Below are 17,409 nucleotides of genomic sequence, written 5' to 3'. Positions count from 1 at the left end.
CAGGAATGGGCTGAATCGATACGGGACCGACAGGCGCCCGACAGCTTCGGAAGCGTCGGAGGCTTTGGAGACTCGGAGCCCGGATAATTTGAACCGCAGATTCCCATTACTTACGCTGCGGGTATGCGGCTGCTGCGTTCCACCGACCTCGCACTGCGGGTCCTCATGCGGCTCGCCGTCGCGGGCGAGTCGAGTCCGACGACCCGGGAGGTCGCGGACGGCATGGACGTGCCGTACACACACCTGGCGAAGGTCGTCGCCGAGCTCCAGCACATGGGGCTGCTCGAGGCCCGCCGCGGCCGCGGCGGCGGGCTCACCCTGACGGAGCAGGGCCGCGCGGCGTCGGTGGGCACTGTGGTGCGCGCCTTCGAGGGGGACGGCGACGTCGTCGACTGCGAGGGCGCCACCCCCTGCCCCCTGAACTCCGCCTGCCGGCTGCGCGGCGCCCTGCGCCGGGCCCAGGAAGCGTTCTTCGCCTCGCTGGACCCGGTCACGGTCCGGGACATCGTGGCGGAGCCGACGGGGGCGCTGCTGCTGGGGATCTCACGGGGGAACCTGCACTCCGCTTGAGCGCCGGCGCCGGTGCGGGTCGGGCGGGGGCCCGAACACCTCGTATTGACATCCTCCCCCTCTTCAAGAGAGCAGGATTCCAGCCCATGTGGGCTGAGGTTCACGGGCGCTCGAACGGCTTGTGGCCGTTGTCGCCCCTCCGGCACCGGCTGTTCGCCGGGGGCGGGGGATCCCGCCCTGTCCTGCCGCGACGTTGATACTGGCGTTGGTGTCCGCGTTGCAGGTGAAGCCGCAGGAGGAGCAGACGAACTCGGCCTGGCTCTTGCGCGAGTTCTTGTCGATCCATCCGCAGGCACTGCACCGCAGGGACGTGTAGGGGGCGGGGACGTCTTCGACGCGTCCGGGGGCTTTGTGTCCGGTGCGCTGGCGCAGCAGGCCCCAGCCCTGGGCGAGGATGCCCCGGTTCAGCCCGGCCTTGGCCGCCCGGCCATTCTTGAGGTACTGGCCGGGCTGGTCGGGGTCGGGCTTCGCCTTGGCCGTGGCGGTCATCGTCTTGATGTTCAGCGTCTCGAACCGCACCAGGTCATAGGAGCGGGCGAGCATGGTCGAGGTCTTCTCGCACCAGTCCTTACGCCGGTTCGCCTCCTTGGCCTTGAGCCTGGCCACCTTCGCGTACTCGGCCGTCTTGCGCTCGCTGCCCTTCTCCGCGCGGGCGGCCCGCCGCTGGTGCTTGCGGATCCGTGCCCGTTCCCGGGCGGTGAGGTGCGGGCAGTTCAGCTTCCGCCCGTCGGAGAGCGCGGCGGTGACGGTCACGCCACGGTCGATGCCGATGGCCTCGCCCGTGCCCGGCTTGTCGATCGGGTCGGGGATGACGGCGAAAGCGGCATGCCACTGGCCGTTCTTGAGGGTGACGCGGAACGTCTTCGCCGCGGGGAGCCGGGCACCCTTGCAGCTGAGACGGAAGCGGACCCATCCACAGCCCGGCACCTTCACCTGCGCCCACCGCCGGTTGAGTTTCTGCACAGTGACGGCGCGGCTCATGACCTGCTTGCCGGTCTTGGGGTTGATCAGCGGCCGGCCGTCCGGCACGTACTCGGGTACGCGGTCGTCGCCGATGACACGGAAGCCCTCGTGCACATGCTTCCTGCGCCAGGTCGGCTCACCGAACCCGGACGTGAAACGCGCGGCCTTGGCCTTGGCGAAGTCCTTGAGTGCCTGCGCCTGGACGGTCTGGTTCCCGGCGCGCAGCCATTCGCTGGCAGCGCGGGCTTCTGTGAGTTGACGGCACTGCTCGGCGAACGAGGGGGCTCCAGTGCGCTTGCCGTCGGGCCGATGGTGCGCCTTGTCCCGCCGCCAGTGCGCGTGCTGCTCCACGGCAAGGTTCCAGACATACCTGGCGTGCGCGCAGTGCAGCAGCATCTGCTGCTCCTGCTCGCTCGTCGGGTACATCCGAAACCGTGCCACGCCGCGAACCTAGACCGCACGTTCCCCAGCCGCGCACACCATCGATCACACTCACCCGCACGAGTGACCACACCACGCCGGCACCAGCCACCGGCCCGTGACCAGCCTTAGCAGCATGGACGACAGCGCCGCATTGCCTTGACGGCCCGGCATCCCCTGCCCCACTCCGCGAGAACGGCCATTCACCCCGGCCCTGAAGGACCAGGCACCCTGCCCGAAGCAAGGGCGGCCTGGTTGCCCCGGTTGAACAGGTCCCGCAGCAGCTCGGGGCGGGCCGCGAACAGGCCGGCGTAGAAGCGCTCGGTGATCGCGCCGAGGGCCCCGCCGACGGCGGGGAGTGTGGCGCGGACGGTGGCGGCGGACTGCTCGGACAGCATCGGGGCTCCTCGGTGCTCGACTGCGAGCACGGTATTTAAAGTTGCATCCGAGATGCAAATTAAGCGGGTGGAGCAGCGAAGCGGACCGGCCGTTACGGATGTCGCCGTCAGCAGGCACTATGGGCGGAAGAGCAGTTCACCTGCCGTACGTGAGGCGTTCGGCCCCGGGCCGGCCGGGCGATCATGGTGCGCAACGCGTACGAAATGGTGGTGTGGTGGGATGCTCAGGTGCCCGACCGCCTCCCGTGGTACGGAAGAGAAGGCGGCCTGACCAGCAAGGATGGGGAAGCGGAAGATGGACAAGCAGCAGGAGTTCGTGCTCCGGACCTTGGAGGAGCGCGACATCCGGTTCGTACGCCTGTGGTTCACGGACGTGCTGGGCTTCCTCAAGTCCGTCGCCGTGGCCCCGGCCGAGCTGGAACAGGCCTTCGACGAGGGCATCGGCTTCGACGGCTCCGCGATCGAGGGCTTCGCCCGGGTCTACGAGTCCGACATGATCGCCAAGCCGGACCCGTCGACCTTCCAGATCCTGCCCTGGCGCGCGGAGGCCCCGGGCACGGCCCGCATGTTCTGCGACATCCTCATGCCGGACGGCTCCCCGTCCTTCGCCGACCCGCGCTACGTCCTCAAGCGCGCCCTGGCCCGCACCTCCGACCTGGGCTTCACGTTCTACACCCACCCGGAGATCGAGTTCTTCCTGCTGAAGGACCGGCCGCTGGACGGCAGCCGTCCCACCCCGGCCGACAACTCCGGCTACTTCGACCACACCCCGACCAACGTCGGCATGGACTTCCGCCGCCAGGCGATCACCATGCTGGAGTCGATGGGCATCTCGGTCGAGTTCTCCCACCACGAGGGCGCCCCGGGCCAGCAGGAGATCGACCTGCGGTACGCCGACGCGCTCTCCACGGCCGACAACATCATGACGTTCCGCCTGGTCATGAAGCAGGTGGCGCTGGAGCAGGGCGTCCAGGCGACGTTCATGCCCAAGCCCTTCTCCGAGCACCCGGGCAGCGGCATGCACACGCACCTCTCGCTCTTCGAGGGCGACCGCAACGCCTTCTACGAGTCGGGCTCGGAGTACCAGCTCTCCAAGGTGGGCCGCTCCTTCATCGCGGGCCTGCTGCGGCACGCGGCGGAGATCTCCGCGGTCACCAACCAGTGGGTCAACTCCTACAAGCGCATCTGGGGCGGCGCGGAGCGCACGGCGGGCGCGGGCGGCGAGGCCCCGTCGTACATCTGCTGGGGTCACAACAACCGCTCGGCGCTGGTCCGCGTCCCGATGTACAAGCCCGGCAAGACCGGCTCGGCCCGGGTGGAGGTCCGCTCCCTGGACTCCGGCGCGAACCCCTACCTGGCCTACGCGCTCCTCCTCGCCGCCGGCCTCAAGGGCATCGAGGAGGGCTACGAGCTCCCGCCGGGCGCCGAGGACGACGTCTGGGCCCTCTCCGACGCCGAACGCCGCGCGATGGGCATCGAACCCCTCCCGCAGAACCTCGGCGAGGCCCTGACCCTCATGGAACGCAGCGACCTGGTCGCCGAGACCCTCGGCGAGCACGTCTTCGACTTCTTCCTGCGCAACAAGCGCCAGGAGTGGGAGGAGTACCGCAGCGAGGTCACGGCGTTCGAGCTGCGGAAGAACCTTCCGGCGCTGTAAGGCCGGTCAGCGGTCCTTCACGGAGACAGGGGAGGGGGCCGACGGTCCGACCGTCGGCCCCTCGTCCGCTCCTGCGGCGTCCGGCGGGTCAAGCCCCCTGTCGCTTGAGGTCCGCCAGCAGCTGATGCAGCGGCTCCGTCGCCCGCCGCCGGTACTCCTGGATCGCCCAGCCATTGCCGTCCGGGTCCGTGAAGTGCATGAACGTGGCGCCGTCGTCCGGCGCGTACTGGACCGGCTCCGAGACGTCGAGGCCGCGTTCCACGAGCTCCGCGTGGGCCGCCTTGATGTCGGCTACGCACAGTTGCAGGCCCTGGTACGAGCCGGGGGCCGGGGTGGGGCCCGGTGTCATCTCCCAGATGGACTCGCCGAGGGCGATCGAACAGCCGGAGCCGGGAGGCGTCAGCTGGACGATCCGCATCCCGGGCATGACCTCCTGGTCGATGTCGACGTGGAAGCCGACCTTGTCCCGGTAGAAGTCCCGGGCGCGGTCGATGTCGGTGACGGGCAGCGGGATCACTTCGAGAGTGAAGTCCATGGCGTGACTCCTTCGTCAGGCTTCCGTTTCGTCCGGCATCCGTCCGGCATCGGATCACGGCTCAGGCGAACCGCCACCTCGTCTGGCTGAACGGCTCCCCCTTACCGAAGCCGAAAACCGTGCGGGGCGCCACCGCGTAGACGGCCGCGTGCCCCGCGCCGTGGTGGAAATAGCCCTCCCGTACCTCGAAGTGCCAGAACCTGCCGTACTTCGTCTCCCACCCGGCGGCCAGTTCGCGTAGCCGGGCGTCGTCGGTCACGCGCCTCGCCTCGCCCTCCACCACCAGGTCGTAACCCTGGTCCCACGTGGGCGTGCCGGTGGTGAGCACGACCTGCGGGTTCTCCGCGAGGTTCCTCGCCTTGCGTTCTCCGGGCCCGTGCAGAAGTGCAGGGCGCCGTCCGACCAGATCGCGGGCAGGGGGGTGACATGCGGGCGCCCGTCCGGTCGTACCGTCGTGATCCAGAACAGCTCCGCCGCCGTGAGCCGCGCTTCGGCCTCCTGCCAGTCGGTCGCGGTGGCCTTCTCGTCGCTGTAGCGCGGATCCAGCCTGGTCTCGGGTCGCGTGGTGGTCATCAGACATCCTCCTGAGCTCTCGCCTGACAGAACCCCCGACAGAGCAGACCCCGTCCGCCTGCCGAACTCATCGGAGCCTGACCGGGAGTCTGCGACTAGGCTCGAGCCCGTACGACCTTGATCCGAAGAAGACCGAAGAAGTCCGAGGCGATTCCGAGGGAGGCCCGGGATGACGGCGGCGCCGGGGCGCAGGAGCAGTACCTTCACACGGCTGCTGCGGCACGGTTTCACCGACGCCTCCGCCGCCGAACGGCTCCTGGACAGCGCCGAGCTGGTCCCCCTGCGCGACGACCCGGTGCTGCTGGAGGCGCTGGGCGGGACCGCCGACCCCGATCTCGCGCTGCTCGGGCTCGTCCGGCTGCTGGAGGCCCAGCCGAACCCCGGCGCCCGCCGGGAGCTGCTCGACACGCTGATCGCGGCCAAGCCGCTGCGCGACCGGCTGCTCGGCGTGCTCGGCGCCTCCACCGCCCTCGCCGACCACCTCACCCGGCACCCGGGGGACTGGCAGGCGCTCGTCATGTACGAGGCGTACGACCTGCACCCCGGGGTGGAGGAGTTCGAGGCGGGCCTCGCGGAGGCCACCGACCCGGTCTCCCTGCGCGTCGCCTACCGGCGCTGCCTGCTGTCCATCGCCGCCCGGGACGTGTGCGGCACCACCGGCGTCGCCGAGTCCGCCGCCGAGCTGGCCGACCTCGCCACCGCCACCCTGCGCGCCGCCCTCGGTCTCGCCGAGGCCGCAGCCCCCGAGGACGCCGCCCTGTGCCGGCTCGCCGTCGTCGCGATGGGCAAGTGCGGCGGCCACGAGCTGAACTACGTCTCCGACGTGGACGTCATCTTCGTGGGGGAGGCCACCGAGGGGGCCGACGAGACCAAGGCCGTGCGGGCCGCGACCCGCCTCGCCTCGCACATGATGCGGATCTGCTCGGAGACCACGGTCGAGGGCTCCATCTGGCCTGTGGACGCCAACCTCCGGCCCGAGGGCAGAAACGGTCCGCTCGTGCGGACCCTCTCCAGCCACCTCGCCTACTACCAGCGCTGGGCCAAGACCTGGGAGTTCCAGGCGCTGCTCAAGGCCCGCCCGGTGGCCGGCGACCTCGACCTCGGCGAGGAGTACGTCGCCGCAGTCCAGCCCCTGGTATGGAAGGCCGCCGAGCGCGAGAACTTCGTCCCCGACGTGCAGAAGATGCGCCGCCGGGTCGTGGAGAACATCCCCCTCGCCGAGGTCGACCGGCAGCTGAAGCTGGGCCCGGGCGGCCTCAGGGACGTCGAGTTCGCCGTGCAGATGCTCCAGCTGGTGCACGGCCGGACCGACACCTCGCTGCGCAGCGGCACCACCCTCGACGCGCTCAAGGCCCTCGCCGCCGGCGGCTACGTCGGCCGCGCCGATGCCGCCCAGCTCGACGAGGCCTACCGCTTCCTGCGCTCCATGGAGCACCGGATCCAGCTGTTCCGGCTGCGGCGGACCCACCTCGTCCCCGAGAACGAGGCCGAGCTGCGCCGGATCGGCCGCTCCCTCGGTCTGCGCGCCGACCCGGTCGCCGACCTGCACCGCGAGTGGCGGCGGCACGCCACCGTCGTACGCAGGCTGCACGAGAAGCTGTTCTACCGGCCGCTGCTCGACGCGGTCGCCCAGCTCGCTCCCGGAGAGGCCCGGCTCAGGCCCGAGGCGGCCCGGGAGCGCATGGTCGCCCTCGGCTACGCCGACCCGGCCTCCGCCCTGCGCCACCTGGAGGCGCTGGCCTCCGGCGTCACCCGCAAGGCCGCCATCCAGCGCACCCTGCTGCCCGTCCTGCTGGGCTGGTTCGCCGACTCCGCCGACCCGGACGCGGGCCTGCTCAACTTCCGCAAGGTGTCGGACGCTCTTGGCAAGACGCCCTGGTACCTGCGGCTGCTGCGGGACGAGGGCGCCGCCGCGCAGAACCTCGCCCGCGTACTGTCCGCCGGGCGGCTCGCGCCCGACCTGCTGATGCGTGCCCCGGAGGCGGTGGCGCTGCTCGGCGACGGGGACGGCGGCGGCCTGGCACCGCGCTCCCTGGCCCATCTGGAGCAGGAGATACTCGCCGCCGTGAAACGGGCCGACGGGGCAGCGCAGGCGGTCACCGCCGCACGCGGGGTGCGCCGCCGCGAGCTGTTCCGTACGGCCGCCGTCGACATCGTCGGCTCCTACGGCACCGAGGAGCAGCCCGCCGAGGCCGATCAGGGCGCGCTGGTGGACCGGATCGGCGGCGCGGTGTCGGACCTGACGGCCGCGACGCTCGCCGGGACGCTGCGGGCCGTGGTGCGGGAGGGCTGGGGCGACAGCCTGCCCACCCGGTTCGCGATCATCGGCATGGGCCGTTTCGGCGGCCACGAGCTGGGCTACGGCTCCGACGCGGACGTGCTGTTCGTGCACGAGCCGCGGGACGGCGTCGACGAGCACGAGGCCGGGCAGGCCGCCGGCAAGGTCGTCTCGGAGATGCGCCGCCTGCTCCAGATCCCCAGCGCCGACCCGCCCCTGCTCATCGACGCCGACCTGCGCCCCGAGGGCAAGTCCGGGCCGCTCGTACGGACCCTCAAGTCGTACGCGGCGTACTACCGCCGGTGGTCCCTGACCTGGGAGTCGCACGCGCTGCTGCGGGCCGTGCCCGTCGCCGGGGACGAGGATCTGGGCCGCCGGTTCATCGAGCTGATCGACCCGCTGCGCTACCGGGCGGACGGGCTCGACGACGAGGCCGTACGCGAGATCCGGCGGCTCAAGGCCCGGATGGAGTCCGAGCGGCTGCCGCGCGGCGCCGACCCCAAGCTGCACGCCAAGCTGGGCCCGGGGGCCTCTCCGACGTGGAGTGGACCGTGCAGCTGCTGCAACTGCGGCACGGCTCGGCGGAGCCGGGTCTGCGCACCACCCGCACCCGGGAGGCCCTGGCCGCCGCGCGCACGGCCGGGCTGATCACTGAGGAGGACGCCGCGACCCTGGACGAGGCCTGGGTCCTCGCGACCCGCGTCCGCAACGCGGTGATGCTGGTGCGCGGCCGGGCCGGCGACACGTTCCCCACCGAGCCCCGCGAACTCGCGGCCGTCGGCCGCTACCTGGGATACGGCCCCGGCCACGCGGGCGACATGCTCGACGCGTACCGCCGCACGGCGCGCAGGGCACGGGGAGTGGTGGAGGAGCTCTTCTACGGGGTGGCGGAGCGGTAGCCCGGCCGGACAGGGGAGTGCGAGGCGTCAGGGTCTCGCCGGTACCAGACGCGGCAGCGCGTACGGCTGGGTGCCGTACCAGAGCCTCGCCACCGCGAAGCCGAAGGCCAGGCAGAGCAGGCCGCCCACCGCGTCCAGCCAGAAGTGGTTCGCGGTGGCGACGATGACCACCAGGGTCAGCATCGGGTACAGCAGGCCCAGCACCCGCACCCAGGGGATCGACGCCAGGGCGAAGATCGTCAGGCCGCACCACAGGGACCAGCCGATGTGCATCGACGGCATCGCGGCGTACTGGTTGGACATGTGCTTCAGGTCGCCGGAGGCCATCGATCCCCAGGTCTGGTGGACCATGACGGTGTCGATGAAGTCGCTGCCGTTCATCAGGCGCGGGGGCGCCAGGGGATACAGGTAGTAGCCGACCAGGGCGACGGCGGTCGTCGCGAACAGCACCAGCCGGGTCGCCGCGTACCGGCCGGGATGCCAACGGAACAGCCACACGAGCACACCCAGCGTCACCACGAAGTGGAGCGTCGCGTAGTAGTAGTTCATGCCGATGATCAGCCAAGTCACCGTGTTCACGGCGTGATTGACCGACTCCTCCACGGCGATGCCCAGCTGGTGCTCGGCCTTCCAGATCCAGTCGGCGTTGCGCAGCGCCTCGGCCTTCTGCTCGGGCACGGCGTTACGGATCAGCGAGTACGTCCAGTAACTCACCGCGATCAGCAGGATCTCGAACCAGAACCGGGGCCGGCGCGGGGCGCGCAACCGGCGAGGGCGACCCGGGCCGCTCTCGGCCGTAACGGTCTGCGGAAGGGCCGATTCCCGGCCTTCCGGCTTCGTCACGGTCGTATCACCCATAGGCGCAAAGTCTGCCAGAAAAGGACTTCCCCACCGATCATCCCCCGGCCGGGCCCGGGTCGCATGTTCTGCCTGCGGCGAGATCAGGCCATCGCGTCAGGAACGGCCGCGATCTCCGGGTGCGGACGCGGTCGAACCGCGCACCACTAGCTCCGGCATGAACACGAACTCGCTGTGGGGGCCGGGGTCCCGCCGATCTCCTCCAGCAGCGTGCGGACGGCTGCCTGGCCCATCGCCGGGACCGGCTTGCGGATCGTGGTCAGCGGCGGATCGGTGAAGGCGATCAGCGGGGAGTCGTCGAAGCCGACCACCGAGATGTCCTTCGGCACGTCCAGGCCCAGCTGCCGCGCCGCCCTGATGGCACCCAGCGCCATCATGTCGCTCGCGCACACCACGGCCGTGCAGTTCCGCTCGATCAACGCCGCGGTCGCGGCCTGCCCGCCCTCCAGCGTGTACAGGGAGTGCTGGACCAGCTCCGACTCCACGGCCTCGGCGCCCAGCCCCAACTGGTCCTGCATCGTGCGCACGAACCCCTCGATCTTGCGCTGCACCGGCACGAACCGCTTCGGCCCCAGGGCCAGCCCGATCCGCTGGTGCCCCAGGGACACCAGGTGCGTGACCGCCAGGCTCATCGCGGCGCGGTCGTCGGGGGAGATGAACGGCGCCTGCACCTTCGGCGAGAAGCCGTCGACCAGCACGTACGGCACGCCCTGCGCACGCAGCCGGTCGTAGCGCTGCATGTCGGCGGTGGTGTCCGCGTGCAGCCCGGAGACGTAGATGATGCCGGCGACGCCGCGGTCGACGAGCATCTCCGTGAGCTCGTCCTCCGTGGAGCCGCCCGGGGTCTGGGTGGCGAGGACGGGCGTGTAGCCCTGCCTCGTCAGTGCCTGGCCGATGACCTGGGCCAGGGCCGGGAAGATCGGGTTCTCCAGCTCGGGGGTGATCAGGCCGACCAGGCCCTCGCTGCGCTGGCGCAGGCGCACCGGGCGTTCGTAGCCCAGCACGTCGAGGGCGGCCAGCACGGACTGGCGGGTGGTGGCGGCGACGCCAGGCTTCCCGTTGAGGACGCGGCTGACCGTCGCTTCGCTCACCCCCGCCTGGGCGGCGATGTCGGCAAGCCGTGTGGTCACAGCACCGGACTGTAGCGGCCGGGGTCCACCTTGCGCACCGACGGGACGCCTGGTGCGCGCCGTCCCACGGCCGGCTGCGGGTTGCTGGGTCATCGCGGTCCCCAAAGAGTCGAGAAGAGGTCGTGGCCGGCGTCCGATCCGCAACGGATGATTCCCCCGACGGAAGCGGATGGCAAGTGCTTGCAGAGTCTTGCACAGCTGTCCGACTCCCCGCCGAACAGCCGGAAATCCGGGTTCCGCGGGGGCCGAGGCGAGGTCACGGCGGGGTAACCATCCGCACCGCTTGCAACTTTTTGCTGCAAGGTCTTTCGCAAGTCCGTGAAGCGCGGCTAATCTCACCGACGCCCGGCGGCCAACGGCGCAGTCGGCAGCACGAACGGGCTTTCACCCTCAAGGAGAACTCATGCGGCGTGGCATAGCGGCCACCGCGCTGGTGGCGTCCCTCGCCCTGGCGGCGACGGCGTGCGGCGGAAGCGACAGCGGCGACGAGGCCGGCGGCCCGGTCACCATCACCTGGTGGGACACCTCCAACGCCACCAACGAGGCGCCGACGTACAAGGCCCTGGTCAAGGAGTTCGAGGCGGCCCACAAGGACGTCAAGGTCAACTACGTCAACGTCCCCTTCGACCAGGCGCAGAACAAGTTCGACACCGCCGCCGGTTCCAAGGGCGCCCCCGACGTGCTGCGTTCCGAGGTCGGCTGGACCCCGGCCTTCGCCAAGAAGGGCTTCTTCGCGCCGCTCGACGGCACCGAGGCCCTCGCCGAGCAGGACAAGTTCCAGCCCAGCCTGATCGAGCAGGCCAAGTACGAGGGCAAGACCTACGGCGTCCCCTTCACCACGGACACCCTCGCCCTCGTCTACAACAAGGCGCTGTTCGAGAAGGCCGGCGTCGAGGCTCCCAAGACCTGGGACGACCTGAAGAAGGCCGCCGCCACGATCAAGGACAAGACCGGCGTCGACGGCTACTGGGGCTCCACCCAGGCCTACTACGCGCAGAGCTTCCTCTACGGCGAGGGCGCCGACACCGTCGACGTCGACGCCAAGAAGATCACCGTGACCTCGCCCGCGGCCAAGAAGGCCTATGGCACCTGGCAGGGCCTCTTCAAGGGCAAGGGCCTGCACAAGGCCGACACCACCGCGGACGCCTACGCCCACATTCAGGAGGCGTTCGTCAGCGGCAAGGTCGCCTCGATCGTCCAGGGCCCGTGGGAGATCACCAACTTCTACAAGGGCTCCGCCTTCAAGGACAAGAACGACCTCGGCATCGCCACCGTCCCGGCCGGCTCCACCGGCAAGGCGGGCGCCCCGACCGGCGGCCACAACCTCTCCGTGTACGCGGGCTCGGACAAGGCCCACCAGGAGGCCTCGCTGAAGTTCGTGAAGTTCATGACCTCGGCGAAGGCCCAGGAGACCATCGCGCTGAAGAACTCCACGCTCCCCACCCGCGAGGACGCCTACACCGCCGAGGTCAAGGCCGACCCCGGCATCGCCGGCTACCAGGGCGTGCTGTCCTCCGCCCAGCCGCGCCCGGCGCTGCCCGAGTACAGCTCCCTGTGGGGCCCGCTGGACGACGAGCTGATCGAGATCGCCGGCGGCAAGGAGTCCCTGGACAAGGGCCTCGGCGATGCCGAGACCGCCATCACCAAGCTGGTGCCCGACTTCTCCAAGTGACCGCCGCGTGGCCGCCGGATCCTCCTGGCGCGGGGGAGGGGATCCGGCGGCCACCGGTCCGCGTCCGTGCCTGCCGGGCCTGGGCGGCTCCCCCTGAACTCCTTGAACCTCCAGAAGGTGTCGAACCATGACAGTCGTCATCGACCGAGCGACCGGCAAGCGGAGCGGTGAGCGGGAACCGCGCCCCGGGCCGGGCCGGCGGCTGAAGAACGGCTTCCACAGGCACTGGTACGCCTACGCGATGGTCGCCCCGGTGGCGATCGTCCTCGGGGTCCTCGTGCTGTACCCGCTGGCGTACGGCCTGTACCTCACGCTCACCGACGCCACCAGCCTCAACACCGCCCGCACGATCGGCGTCAACGAGATCGACGCCACCTACAAGTTCATCGGCCTGGACAACTACGCCGACATCCTGTGGGGCCCGACGGCGTACGACCGCTTCTGGTCGCACTTCCTGTGGACGGGCTTCTGGACGGCGGCCTGTGTCGCCCTGCACTACGGCATCGGCCTCGGGCTCGCGCTGCTGCTCAACCAGAAGCTGCGCGGCCGCACCCTCTACCGGATGGTCCTGGTGCTGCCCTGGGCGGTCCCGACCTTCGTCACCGTCTTCGGCTGGCGGTTCATGCTCGCCGACGGCGGCGTCATCAACTCCGGCCTGGAGCTGCTGCACCTGCCGACGCCGCTGTGGCTGGAGGACACCTTCTGGCAGCGGTTCGCCGCGATCATGGTCAACACCTGGTGCGGTGTGCCGTTCATGATGGTCTCGCTGCTCGGAGGCCTGCAGTCGATCGACGCGAGCCTGTACGAGGCCTCCGAGATGGACGGCGCCAATGCCTGGCAGCGGTTCCGCTACGTCACTCTGCCCGGCCTCAGGTCCGTCAGCACGACGGTCGTACTCCTCGGAGTCATCTGGACCTTCAACCAGTTCGCCATCATCTTCCTGTTGTTCGGCAACACCGCACCCGACGCCCAGATCCTCGTGACCTGGGCCTGGCAACTGGGCTTCGGACAGCAGCCGCGCGACTACGCCCAGTCCGCCGCCTACGGAATCCTGCTCCTGTCCATGCTGATCGTCTTCACCTCCTTCTACCGCCGCTGGCTGAACCGCAACGAGCAGCAGCTCGCGATCTGAGGCAGGAGCCCGAAATGAGCACGACGAGTACCACCGCGGTCCGCCGGCGCGGCGAGAACAGCCGCGCGGCCTCCCTCGCCTCGCACGCCGTGCTGATCGGCGCGAGCCTGACCGCGCTCTTCCCGATCGCCTGGCTGGTCTTCCTGTCCCTCGGCCCGGACAAGGACGACTACCTCCACCCCGGACGCATCTGGGGCAAGATGGCGCTCGACAACTACGCGTTCGTCCTCCAGGACACCGGCTTCTTCGACTGGCTGAAGAGCACGCTGATCGTGGGGCTGGGCACGACGCTCATCGGCGTCGTCGTCGCGGCGTCCACCGGCTACGCGGTCTCCCGCATGCGCTTCCCCGGCTACCGGAAGCTGATGTGGGTGCTGCTGGTCACCCAGATGTTCCCCATCGCGGTACTGATCGTGCCGATGTACCAGATCCTCTCGGATCTCCAGCTCATCGACAGCTACCTTGGTCTCATCCTTGTCAACTGCACCACGATCGTGCCGTACTGCGCCTGGCTGATGAAGGGCTATTTCGACACCATCCCGTTCGAGATCGACGAGGCCGGGCGCGTCGACGGGCTGACCCCCTTCGGCACGTTCGCGCGGCTGATCCTGCCGCTCGCGAAGCCCGGCCTCGCGGTCGCGGCGTTCTACAGCTTCCTCACGGCCTTCGGTGAGGTCGCGTTCGCCTCGACGTTCATGCTGAGCGACGACAAGTACACCTTTGCCGTCGGTCTGCAGACCTTTGTGAGCGAGCACGACGCGCAGCGGAACCTGATGGCCGCGACGGCTGTGCTGATCGCGATACCGGCTGCCGTCTTCTTCTACCTCGTGCAGAAGAACCTGGTGACGGGCCTCACTGCCGGTGGCACGAAGGGGTGACGCACGCTCCGCTGGTGGAGCCGGGGCAGGTCGTCGCTCGGCCGCGGCGCCGCCGTGGTTGCTCGCACAGTTCCCCGCGCCCCTGGGGGCACTGCCGAACCGCACTCCAGAAGCCCGAGGTGGCCGCGGTGCCCATCCGACCCCGCTGTACCGCGGCCACCTCGTCATCCCACCCCACGTCTCACCTGACCACCCCCCTGTTACGCATCAAGGACGACATGAGCCAGCAGCACTCAGCCGCCCCGACCCCGACTTCCGCGACGGCCGTCGCCAAGCGCCGTGACTGGTGGCGGGACGCGGTGATCTACCAGGTGTACCCGCGCAGCTTCGCCGACAGCAACGGCGACGGCATGGGCGACCTGGAAGGTGTCCGCACCCGTCTGCCGTATCTGCGCGACCTCGGCGTGGACGCCGTGTGGCTCAGCCCCTTCTACGCCTCGCCGCAGGCCGACGCCGGCTACGACGTCGCCGACTACCGGGCCGTCGATCCCATGTTCGGCAACCTCCTGGACGCCGACGCGCTGATCCGCGACGCCCACGCACTGGGCCTGCGGATCATCGTCGACCTGGTCCCGAACCACTCCTCCGACCAGCACGAGTGGTTCAAGCGGGCCGTCGCCGAGGGCCCGGGCTCCCCGCTCCGGGAGCGCTACCACTTCCGTCCCGGCAAGGGGGCCGACGGCGAGCTGCCGCCCAACGACTGGGAGTCGATCTTCGGCGGCCCCGCATGGACCCGGGTCACCGAACCCGACGGCACGCCCGGAGAGTGGTACCTGCACCTCTTCGCCCCCGAGCAGCCCGACTTCGACTGGGAGCACCCGGCGGTCGGCGACGAGTTCCGCTCCATCCTGCGCTTCTGGCTGGACATGGGCGTCGACGGCTTCCGCGTCGACGTCGCCCACGGTCTGGTGAAGGCGGAGGGGCTGCCCGACCTTGGATCCCACGACCAGGTGAAGCTGCTGGGCAACGATGTCATGCCGTTCTTCGACCAGGAGGGCGTGCACGAGATCTACCGGCAGTGGCGGCTCATCCTCGACGAGTACGCGGGGGAGAGGATCTTCGTCGCCGAGGCCTGGACACCGACCATCGAGCGCACCGCCCACTACGTCCGCCCGGACGAGCTGCACCAGGCCTTCAACTTCCAGTACCTCAGCACCCACTGGGACGCCGAGGAGATGCGCGAGGTCATCGACCGCACCCTGGACGCCATGCGCCCGGTCGGAGCCCCCGCCACCTGGGTGCTGTCCAACCACGACGTGACCCGGCACGCCACCCGGTTCGCCAACCCGGCAGGGCTCGGCACCCAGATCCGGCTGGCCGGCGACCGGGAACTGGGGCTGCGCAGGGCCCGGGCCGCGAGCCTGCTCATGCTGGCGCTGCCCGGCTCGGCCTACGTCTACCAGGGTGAGGAGCTCGGGCTGCCCGACGTCGTCGACCTGCCGGACGAGGTGCGTCAGGACCCGGCGTACTTCCGGGGCGCCGGCCAGGACGGCTTCCGCGACGGGTGCCGGGTGCCGATCCCGTGGACCCGGGCCGGGTCGTCGTACGGCTTCGGTGACGGCGGCAGCTGGCTGCCGCAGCCGGACGGGTGGGGCGAGCTGAGCGTCGAGGCGCAGACCGGGGAGCCGGGCTCGACCCTGGAGCTGTACCGGGCCGCGCTCGCCGTGCGCCGCGAGCAGCCCGACCTCGGCGCCGGTACGTCCGTGGAGTGGCTGCGGGCGCCCGAGGGGGTGCTCGCCTTCCGGCGCGGGGAGTTCGTGTGCGTCGCGAACACCACCGGGGAGTCGGTGGCGCTGCCTGCGTACGGCCGGGTGCTGCTCGCGAGCGGCGAGGTCGTCCTGGTCGACGACGAGGCGAAGGTGCCGGCCGACAGCACGGTGTGGTGGACCACCGCGACCGTGGGGGCCCGCGCCTGATTTTCCTTTGAATTTCGTACGGCCCGCTGCCCTTTCGGGTGGCGGGCCTCTACCATCTGCGTCACCGCAAGGTTTCTGAACCTTGCAGCAAGAACCTTCAACGAAGAAGGAAACCCCACATGGCACGCAGATACCCCTCCGGACATCTCTCCGCCGCCGTCGCGCTCGCCGCGGCTGTGGTTGTCATGAACCCGACTAGTGTGCAGGCCTCCCCACCTGGCACCAAGGACGTCACCGCCGTCCTCTTCGAGTGGAACTTCGCCTCCGTCGCCCGCGAGTGCACCAACACGCTCGGGCCCGCCGGATACGGCTACGTCCAGGTCTCCCCGCCCGCCGAGCACATACAGGGCTCCCAGTGGTGGACGTCGTACCAGCCGGTCAGCTACAAGATCGCCGGCCGGCTCGGCGACCGCACGGCCTTCCGGGACATGGTGAACACCTGCCACGCGGCCGGTGTGAAGGTCGTCGCCGACACCGTCATCAACCACATGTCGGCGGGCAGCGGCACCGGCACCGGCGGCTCCTCGTACAGCAAGTACAACTACCCCGGCCTGTACTCCGCGCCGGACTTCGACGACTGTACGAGCCAGATCGGCAACTACCAGGACCGCTGGAACGTCCAGCACTGCGAGCTGGTGAACCTCGCAGACCTCGACACCGGCGAGAACTACGTGCGCGGCGCGATCGCCGGGTACATGAACGACCTCCTCTCCCTCGGCGTGGACGGCTTCCGCGTCGACGCGGTCAAGCACATGGACACGGCCGACCTGGCGAACATCAAGTCCCGCCTGAGCAACCCGTCGGTGTACTGGAAGCAGGAGGTGATCTACGGCTCCGGCGAGGCCGTCCAGCCCACTGAATACACGAGTAACGGCGACGTCCAGGAGTTCCGCTACGCCTACGACCTCAAGCGGGTCTTCAACAACGAGAACCTCGCCTATCTGAAGAACTACGGCGAGGGCTGGGGCTACATGAACAGCGGCGTCTCCGGCGTCTTCGTCGACAACCACGACACCGAGCGCAACGGCTCGACCCTCAGCTACAAGGACAACGCCGACTACACCCTCGCCAACGTCTTCATGCTGGCCTGGCCCTACGGCGCCCCGGACATCAACTCCGGCTACGAGTTCAGCGACCACGACGCCGGTCCGCCGAACGGCGGTCAGGTGAACGCCTGCTGGCAGGACGGCTGGAAGTGCCAGCACAACTGGCCGGAGATCAAGTCGATGGTCGCCTTCCGCAACGCCACGCGGGGCGAGGCCGTCACCGACTGGTGGGACAACGGAGGCGACGCCATCGCGTTCGGGCGGGGGAGCAAGGGCTTCGTGGCCATCAACCACGAGTCGGGCTCGCTGAGCCGGACCTACCAGACCTCGCTGCCGGCGGGGACGTACTGCAACGTGCAGAACAACACGGCCGTGACCGTGAACTCCGCCGGCCAGTTCACCGCCACCCTCGGCGCGAACACCGCACTCGCCCTCCACGCTGGCCGGTCGAGCTGCTGAGCGCGAGCGCCCCGGTGCGGTGCGT

Annotated in this window: 10 protein-coding genes and 4 pseudogenes; 8 read left to right on the top strand and 6 right to left on the bottom strand. The window is 69.9% G+C overall.

The window, feature by feature from the left end; all coding sequences use genetic code 11:
* Window positions 1-123 precede the first annotated feature (123 nt).
* Window positions 124-570, top strand: a complete 447-nt coding sequence (locus tag ACQEV8_RS12390) for an RrF2 family transcriptional regulator (RefSeq protein WP_432959695.1) — start codon at window positions 124-126, stop codon at window positions 568-570.
* A gap of 63 nt (window positions 571-633) precedes the next feature.
* Here ACQEV8_RS12390 and ACQEV8_RS12385 read toward each other — a convergent pair whose 3' ends face one another.
* Window positions 634-1,974, bottom strand: coding sequence for an RNA-guided endonuclease InsQ/TnpB family protein (locus tag ACQEV8_RS12385; protein ID WP_432959694.1), 1,341 nt, complete (start codon window positions 1,972-1,974; stop codon window positions 634-636).
* A 224-nt stretch (window positions 1,975-2,198) separates the two neighbouring features.
* A pseudogene (locus tag ACQEV8_RS12380) lies at window positions 2,199-2,351 on the bottom strand (hemin transporter); the annotation flags it as partial.
* Window positions 2,352-2,646: 295 nt separating this feature from the next.
* On the opposite strand from ACQEV8_RS12380, the gene glnA reads away from it, so the two are divergent.
* Window positions 2,647-4,008: a type I glutamate--ammonia ligase gene (gene glnA / locus ACQEV8_RS12375; RefSeq protein ID WP_184596240.1), complete on the top strand. Its 1,362-nt coding sequence runs from the start codon at window positions 2,647-2,649 to the stop codon at window positions 4,006-4,008.
* Window positions 4,009-4,096: 88 nt separating this feature from the next.
* Here glnA and ACQEV8_RS12370 read toward each other — a convergent pair whose 3' ends face one another.
* Window positions 4,097-4,543, bottom strand: a complete 447-nt coding sequence (locus tag ACQEV8_RS12370) for a VOC family protein (RefSeq protein ID WP_432959693.1) — start codon at window positions 4,541-4,543, stop codon at window positions 4,097-4,099.
* A 61-nt stretch (window positions 4,544-4,604) separates the two neighbouring features.
* A pseudogene (locus ACQEV8_RS12365) lies at window positions 4,605-5,116 on the bottom strand (pyridoxamine 5'-phosphate oxidase family protein).
* A 169-nt stretch (window positions 5,117-5,285) separates the two neighbouring features.
* On the opposite strand from ACQEV8_RS12365, the pseudogene ACQEV8_RS12360 reads away from it, so the two are divergent.
* Window positions 5,286-8,293 (top strand): annotated as a pseudogene (locus ACQEV8_RS12360) (bifunctional [glutamine synthetase] adenylyltransferase/[glutamine synthetase]-adenylyl-L-tyrosine phosphorylase).
* 27 nt (window positions 8,294-8,320) lie between these two features.
* Here the strand turns inward: ACQEV8_RS12360 and ACQEV8_RS12355 are convergent.
* On the bottom strand, window positions 8,321-9,151 hold the full coding sequence (locus ACQEV8_RS12355) for a phosphatase PAP2 family protein (RefSeq protein ID WP_432959692.1): 831 nt from the start codon (window positions 9,149-9,151) through the stop codon (window positions 8,321-8,323).
* Window positions 9,152-9,247: 96 nt separating this feature from the next.
* A pseudogene (locus ACQEV8_RS12350) lies at window positions 9,248-10,281 on the bottom strand (LacI family DNA-binding transcriptional regulator).
* Window positions 10,282-10,684: 403 nt separating this feature from the next.
* Between ACQEV8_RS12350 and ACQEV8_RS12345 the strand changes: the two are divergent.
* The 5 genes from ACQEV8_RS12345 to ACQEV8_RS12325 all read left to right on the top strand — a co-directional run bounded on the left by ACQEV8_RS12345 (window position 10,685) and on the right by ACQEV8_RS12325 (window position 17,384).
* The gene (locus ACQEV8_RS12345) at window positions 10,685-11,953 is read left to right on the top strand and encodes an extracellular solute-binding protein (RefSeq protein WP_432959691.1); all 1,269 of its coding nucleotides are present in this window, start codon (window positions 10,685-10,687) and stop codon (window positions 11,951-11,953) included.
* Between the two features lie 127 nt (window positions 11,954-12,080).
* Window positions 12,081-13,085: a carbohydrate ABC transporter permease gene (locus ACQEV8_RS12340; RefSeq protein WP_432959690.1), complete on the top strand. Its 1,005-nt coding sequence runs from the start codon at window positions 12,081-12,083 to the stop codon at window positions 13,083-13,085.
* A 14-nt stretch (window positions 13,086-13,099) separates the two neighbouring features.
* Entirely contained in the window at window positions 13,100-13,963 is an 864-nt protein-coding gene (locus tag ACQEV8_RS12335) for a sugar ABC transporter permease (RefSeq protein ID WP_432959689.1), read from the top strand.
* Between the two features lie 218 nt (window positions 13,964-14,181).
* A complete protein-coding gene (locus tag ACQEV8_RS12330) occupies window positions 14,182-15,879 on the top strand; it encodes a glycoside hydrolase family 13 protein (RefSeq protein ID WP_432959688.1) in 1,698 nt (565 codons plus the stop codon).
* 119 nt (window positions 15,880-15,998) lie between these two features.
* On the top strand, window positions 15,999-17,384 hold the full coding sequence (locus tag ACQEV8_RS12325) for an alpha-amylase (protein ID WP_432959687.1): 1,386 nt from the start codon (window positions 15,999-16,001) through the stop codon (window positions 17,382-17,384).
* Window positions 17,385-17,409: the final 25 nt, after the last annotated feature.

Origin of the sequence: Streptomyces sp. CA-179760 (genome assembly GCF_050937045.1) — a bacterium.
GTDB lineage: Bacteria > Actinomycetota > Actinomycetes > Streptomycetales > Streptomycetaceae > Streptomyces.
The sequence above is the reverse complement of the archived record's forward strand: the minus strand, read 5'-3'. Positions and strand labels throughout refer to the sequence as shown.

What these genes read in the sequence shown, in the direction of transcription:
- ACQEV8_RS12330 (WP_432959688.1), top strand. Translation starts at nt 14,182, where the DNA reads ATGAGCCAGCAGCACTCAGCCGCCCCGACCCCGACTTCCGCGACGGCC.
- glnA (WP_184596240.1), top strand. Translation starts at nt 2,647, where the DNA reads ATGGACAAGCAGCAGGAGTTCGTGCTCCGGACCTTGGAGGAGCGCGAC.
- ACQEV8_RS12345 (WP_432959691.1), top strand. Translation starts at nt 10,685, where the DNA reads ATGCGGCGTGGCATAGCGGCCACCGCGCTGGTGGCGTCCCTCGCCCTG.
- ACQEV8_RS12340 (WP_432959690.1), top strand. Translation starts at nt 12,081, where the DNA reads ATGACAGTCGTCATCGACCGAGCGACCGGCAAGCGGAGCGGTGAGCGG.
- ACQEV8_RS12390 (WP_432959695.1), top strand. Translation starts at nt 124, where the DNA reads ATGCGGCTGCTGCGTTCCACCGACCTCGCACTGCGGGTCCTCATGCGG.
- ACQEV8_RS12355 (WP_432959692.1), bottom strand. Translation starts at nt 9,151, where the DNA reads ATGGGTGATACGACCGTGACGAAGCCGGAAGGCCGGGAATCGGCCCTT.
- ACQEV8_RS12370 (WP_432959693.1), bottom strand. Translation starts at nt 4,543, where the DNA reads ATGGACTTCACTCTCGAAGTGATCCCGCTGCCCGTCACCGACATCGAC.
- ACQEV8_RS12325 (WP_432959687.1), top strand. Translation starts at nt 15,999, where the DNA reads ATGGCACGCAGATACCCCTCCGGACATCTCTCCGCCGCCGTCGCGCTC.
- ACQEV8_RS12335 (WP_432959689.1), top strand. Translation starts at nt 13,100, where the DNA reads ATGAGCACGACGAGTACCACCGCGGTCCGCCGGCGCGGCGAGAACAGC.